This window comes from Candidatus Desulfolinea nitratireducens, from assembly GCF_982879505.1.
In genome coordinates this window covers 1,713-6,876 of the sequence record NZ_CEYOSI010000190.1, presented here as the reverse complement: position 1 = coordinate 6,876, position 5,164 = coordinate 1,713, and the positions used below count along the sequence as shown (strand labels likewise).

The following is a 5,164-nucleotide window of genomic DNA, read 5'->3' as shown; positions in this document are numbered from 1 at the left end:
CTTTATTGGCAGAGCGGTTGGAAGAGGTATTATCCAGGCTTTGGAAAGAGAAAATAAAATAACCCCGCAGGGGCGACCGGCCGGTCACCCCTACGGCTTTCTAATGACAGACGAAACCTACGAAATTACTCTTGAAAAATTCATTTATGGTGGCGAGGCGATGGGGCGGCTGCCAGCCTCCGAAGGCGGGAAATTTGGCCGTGCTGTATTTGTCCCCTTTGCTCTGCCCGGTGAACGCGTTCGAATCAGATTGACATTCCAGAAACGTGGTTTCGCCCGAGCAAGACTGCTTGAAGTTCTCGAAGACTCACCAGAGCGCATTCCACCAAAATGTCCGCACTTTGGTGGATGTGGGCATTGCGCTTATCAACATATCCCCTACGAATCCCAACTCCGTGCCAAGGAAGAGATTCTCCGCGACCAGCTCATCCGTATCGGCAAGGTCAAGAATCCCCCGGTAAATGAGATTATCCCATCACCAGAAATCTGGCATTATCGAAACCAGATGGATTTTCAACTGACAGACAGACGAAAACAGGGAATTTCATTCCCCAATATCCTCTCAATCACCGAATGCCACCTCCCTGAGTCTACGGTCAACGACTTTTGGACAGAACTTGAATTTGGTGAAAACGATCTCTTTGAAACTATCTCCCTCCGTCAGGATGCCGCCAACAATCTGATGCTAATTATCCATTCGGATAATCCTGAAACCCCTGAAATGACCCTCGAAACTGATCTTTCCGTCGTACACCTCACCGCAGGCGATGCCATCGTGATGGGTGGAGATGATCACCTCGTCATCACGCTCCACAACCGTCCGCTGCGAGTCTCCGCGGCCTCTTTTTCGCATCCCAACACTCGCGTAGCCGAGAAAATGATCACGCACCTGCTTAATACCCTCCCTCTCACTTCCGATTCCACCCTGATAGAGCTTTTTAGCGGGATAGGCTCCTTTAGCGCCTTTCTTGCTCCCAAGGTTGGACGCCTCGTTTGCATCGAAGAGTCTCCCGCCGCCTGTGAAGATTTCGGGATCAATCTAGATGAGTTTGAGAATGTGGAACTCTACCAGGCCCAGGCAAAAGATGCCCTCCCCAGCCTTGACTTTACCCCTGATATTCTGCTCGCCGATCCGCCCATGGGTGGGCTTGGTCGGCATACCCTCGACGGGATTCTGCACCTCGGCGCAGCCACGCTGGCCTACGTCTCACGTGACCCGTCCACCCTCGCAAGGGATGCTGCACGCCTGATCAAGGGCGGCTACCGCCTGGACGAGGTCACGCCATTCGATGTCGCCCCGCAAACGGCGCAGATTGACAGTATTTCTATATTTAAAAAAGAGTAGAGTCTTTAAGAGTTGAGCGGGGCGATATTCATAATCCAAAAAGACAAGTTCCTTTGAAAAGAATTACCGGGTGAAGGTGCCCATTAAATGGGTTTCAGCCAAAATATGTCCTTCCATGGCATTCAGCAAATCATCCTTTTTCACACCGGGAAGAAAGCTGAGTGTGGTATCCAGTGCATATAATTTAAAAAAGTAACGATGCGTACCTCCGGGAGGGCAAGGACCGCCATAATCAGAACGGTTCCAGGAGTTGTTGCCAACAAATATTGATCCGGGATCCTGATTTTTCCCGGTAACAGGAAGATTTTCTTCAAGTTCGCCTTTATCTGCGGGGATATTGAAAAGAATCCAATGATCCCAGGTACCAACAGGCGCATCCGGGTCATCCATGATAAGGGCAAGACTTTCTGTTCCCACGGGTGGCTCACTCCAGGCAAGCGGCGGCGAAATATCATCTCCATCACAGGAGAACTTAACGGGGATATCTGCCTCATGCATAAATGCAGGACTGGTCAATTCAAAGGGCATGGCAGGCTCCTCTTCAATCATCTCTTCCTCGACGGGACTATCAGTTGGTGGGACTCCGGTCGGGGGCTGAGGCAGATCTGTCGGTGAGGGGGCAGGCTGTGGGTCAGAGGTTGGCGCGCCTCCACAAGAGGCTAATCCAAGCATAAGAAGTAGAATGACCAATATTGATCGTCGCATGAGTAACTCCTTTTCAATTATAAATCCTCGCGTTCTACACTATCAAATCCCAGCACAAAATCTGGGCCATAAGCCATGGAAGGTGTCTGAAAGCCGACCTTGAAATCGTCCGCCAGCACACGCTCAATGATGGCGACGCTGGTTTGAGCGGTAAAATAATAGGCTTCCGGGGTGCGCAGCTTGGCGCGGATATGCTCTCCGCTCTCATCATAAGCTTCGCCAATTAGCAGGCTGAAACCATTGGCGTTCTTTTTGGCAGAGGGGCCGGGTGGCATTAAGCCGATCAGGGCCTTGATGATATTTTTGGCAGGACGATTATAAAGCAGCCAGCCAAGAGAAGCGCTGGCACGCATCAGCTTGCGGGCGATAGCGGGAAAATACATATAAGTTTCGATATTAGGGACTCCCGTGCTGTAAAAAGCCGTCGCAACATCACCCCAACCCACCGAGGTGACCTTGACCGGACCCCGCCCAAAATCGACTTCGCGGATCTTCCATGCAGCCGGAACCTGAGTCATCCTGCCATTTTTGCGGATGGTACCCTGACGGTCCATATTTTCGATACCAGAACGAGCCGTGCCGCGCGATACGCCGCCACCGACACCCCGAATCGAGAGCTGGAGATGTGTGGCGGAGGGGTGTTTTTCTTTGAGATATAAGAGCAAACAATCGGAGGGGACCACATCGAAACCTGCGCCGGGCATCATCATGATCCCGGCAGATTTGGAATCTGCATCCAACGCAGCGACGGCTTCCAGCTCTGGCGTGCCCCCGCCAATATCAAGGTAGTGGGTGCCGGTGCGCAGGCAGGCCTCGGTCATGGCTTTGTAGGTATACCCAAATGGACCGGCGCAGTGCAGCACCACGTCCACGTCGCGGAGTGCGGAATCCAGTTTTTCGGTTTCGGAAAGATCAAAGGCGAGTGAGGGCAAACCCAGGGTCGCAGCTTGTGCCGCCAGCTTTTTCTCATTTCGTCCGGCCAGCAGAGGTTGATGCCCGCGCTCAAGGGCCTGCTTGGCGATCAGCGATCCTGTATATCCATACGATCCGTAGATAAGAAATTTACTCATATTGCTCCTGATAACGCTATCGATTGTCGGGTTTCTTCCAGTTTTGGATTTCGACGATATTTCCTTCGGGATCGGCAAGATATTGAAAAGTCAGTAACCCCACGCCGGGAAGATCACGGATTGCAAGCTCACCTATCGCAGAGCCGCCATGATTCAAGATCTCCTGCGCTGTTGCCCCAACATCGTCGACGATAAAGGCGACATGGGAAAAGCCCGGTGTATTTGGCTGGACAGAGGGGTGTTCGGGCATGGAATTATAGGAAAAGATTTCGAGGGTTGGACCAGCCTCTCCGCAGCCCGGAAGACGAAGGTGGATCCCGCGGATATGTGAGGCTTTGAGCCCGGTCACCCTGTCGAGCCACTCACCAGAATGATCACGTTCTGGCGGAGCGGGCACGCACTCGAAAACTTCCTGATAGAAGGCTGAGAGTCGCTTCCAATCTTTTGCGATCAGGTTGGTATGCACGAATTTTATTGACATCTTGACATCCTTTAATGTAAGTGTTTTTCCAGGAAACTAAATTCAATTCCGATTTTTGAGTTCATTTTTCATTGTGTAAAAGAGGCTACGATTAATTGAAGCATGGGCAAAGCATTTTCGACAACTTTAATATCATTTGCATCATCAAATTTTTTGCTGCCATGCATAAAGTTTTTTCTAATTGTATAAAGCAAATCGATAATTTGGCCTGCTAAAAAATTTCTATTTTCTTCGTTCTCAGGGTTTTTTAAATACGCCTTATAAAACTGAAAATCGACCGGACTCCAAACCGGATATTGGCTATCAGTGGTGTAATTGATATTGATCACGCCATTAACTCTTTGGCCGAAGGAATCAAATTCTATCTTTTTCCCTTGAAAGAAGGGGGTTCGACCAAGAAAATATTTAGTCCCTTCATGAAGAATTAGGGTATCTTTCAAATTATCGTCAAATTCCTGGAGGGCAAAACGAATCTGCTCTCTTTCACTGACGATTTCCACTTCAGGAATATTTACATTTCCATTTGCAATTGTAGCAATAGAGCCATCCTTGTTTTCTTTTATCTGAGTCCAACAGCCTTCACGATGGGCAATGGTTGTGTAAATATTATTGAATGCCGTCCAAAATAGAAAGTACTGCTCAAATGGGTGCCTCCCATCCCTGCGAGGTCGAATCCTTCTTGCAGTCTCTATCATTGAATAGGCAATTGGAATTTCATTTCTTTGAAATATTGTTGTCATATTAGGCCAGCCTGTTATTTCTACTGCCTTCCGTAGGGACAAATATACAAACACAGTCCACACACACCCACATGATTCTGCTCTTCCAGCCTGGTTAAATAGCGATCACATTTGCCAGCATCAAAGCGAGCCTCCCGAGCTTCTTTTTCCCGAAAAGGTTGCCCTGTGAAGGCGTTGATCGGGCAAATCTCGACGCATTTCTGACAATCGCCACAACCATCTTCCATTGATTCCCCTGTCACTTTCAACGGCGCATCCGTCAGTATCGTTGCCCACCGAACTCGGGGGCCTCTCTCTGGCGTAATCAGGAGACAGTTCTTGCCAATCCATCCCAATCCGGCCAGATGGGCTCCCATCTTATGTGAGAAGGCCGCAACCAGCTTCTCGTCATCTATCGTCTTCGAGGCTGGGACTGGCAAGGCTTTATAGCCATCGCTTTGGATTACGCTACTCAATCTTGAGCTAATCAGGTCGAGCCGCTGGTTGATCAGATCATAACCATGATGTTGATAATTAATCGCTACAGCCCGCTCCGCTCGTTGGGGCAGTTGATCTACAATGGTGTCTAAAAGAGCGATGCCAATCGAAATCGCACGCGGATATTCCGCAATCACTGCCCCACCCTGTTCAAGGATTGCATCACGGGCAGGAGAAAGCTCTGCCACACCAAAGAAATCTGCTCCCCAATTTTCAGCTAATCCCTCAATATTTTTATCGGGTGCCATTATTTTCCTCAATATTAGCTTGGTTTACTTATTTTAAAGAAATTCATCCAGCAAGAATATCGACCATCCTGATATTGGCGCGAGCCTGGGAAACATAT

General features: G+C 49.3%; 6 protein-coding genes. 1 reads left to right on the top strand and 5 read right to left on the bottom strand.

All coding sequences use genetic code 11. The annotated features are described in order from the left end of the window. Window positions 1-1,345 (top strand): class I SAM-dependent RNA methyltransferase (locus AC3DOM_RS14105; RefSeq protein WP_487919683.1); only part of this gene is annotated, 1,345 nt, incomplete at its 5' end. Between the two features lie 63 nt (window positions 1,346-1,408). Here the strand turns inward: AC3DOM_RS14105 and AC3DOM_RS14100 are convergent. The 5 genes from AC3DOM_RS14100 to AC3DOM_RS14080 all read right to left on the bottom strand — a co-directional run bounded on the left by AC3DOM_RS14100 (window position 1,409) and on the right by AC3DOM_RS14080 (window position 5,066). Continuing rightward, window positions 1,409-2,050 carry a YbhB/YbcL family Raf kinase inhibitor-like protein gene (locus tag AC3DOM_RS14100; RefSeq protein ID WP_487919682.1) on the bottom strand — a complete coding sequence of 214 codons (642 nt, stop codon included), beginning with the start codon at window positions 2,048-2,050 and terminating at the stop codon, window positions 1,409-1,411. 17 nt (window positions 2,051-2,067) lie between these two features. Next, window positions 2,068-3,120, bottom strand: coding sequence for a saccharopine dehydrogenase family protein (locus AC3DOM_RS14095; protein WP_487919681.1), 1,053 nt, complete (start codon window positions 3,118-3,120; stop codon window positions 2,068-2,070). 16 nt (window positions 3,121-3,136) lie between these two features. Beyond that, window positions 3,137-3,601 (bottom strand): VOC family protein, encoded by a 465-nt coding sequence (locus AC3DOM_RS14090; RefSeq protein ID WP_487919680.1) that lies wholly within the window; start codon window positions 3,599-3,601, stop codon window positions 3,137-3,139. A 68-nt stretch (window positions 3,602-3,669) separates the two neighbouring features. After that, window positions 3,670-4,341, bottom strand: a complete 672-nt coding sequence (locus tag AC3DOM_RS14085; protein WP_487919679.1) for a hypothetical protein — start codon at window positions 4,339-4,341, stop codon at window positions 3,670-3,672. 20 nt (window positions 4,342-4,361) lie between these two features. Next, a complete protein-coding gene (locus AC3DOM_RS14080; protein WP_487919678.1) occupies window positions 4,362-5,066 on the bottom strand; it encodes a 4Fe-4S double cluster binding domain-containing protein in 705 nt (234 codons plus the stop codon). Between the last annotated feature and the right edge of the window lie 98 nt (window positions 5,067-5,164).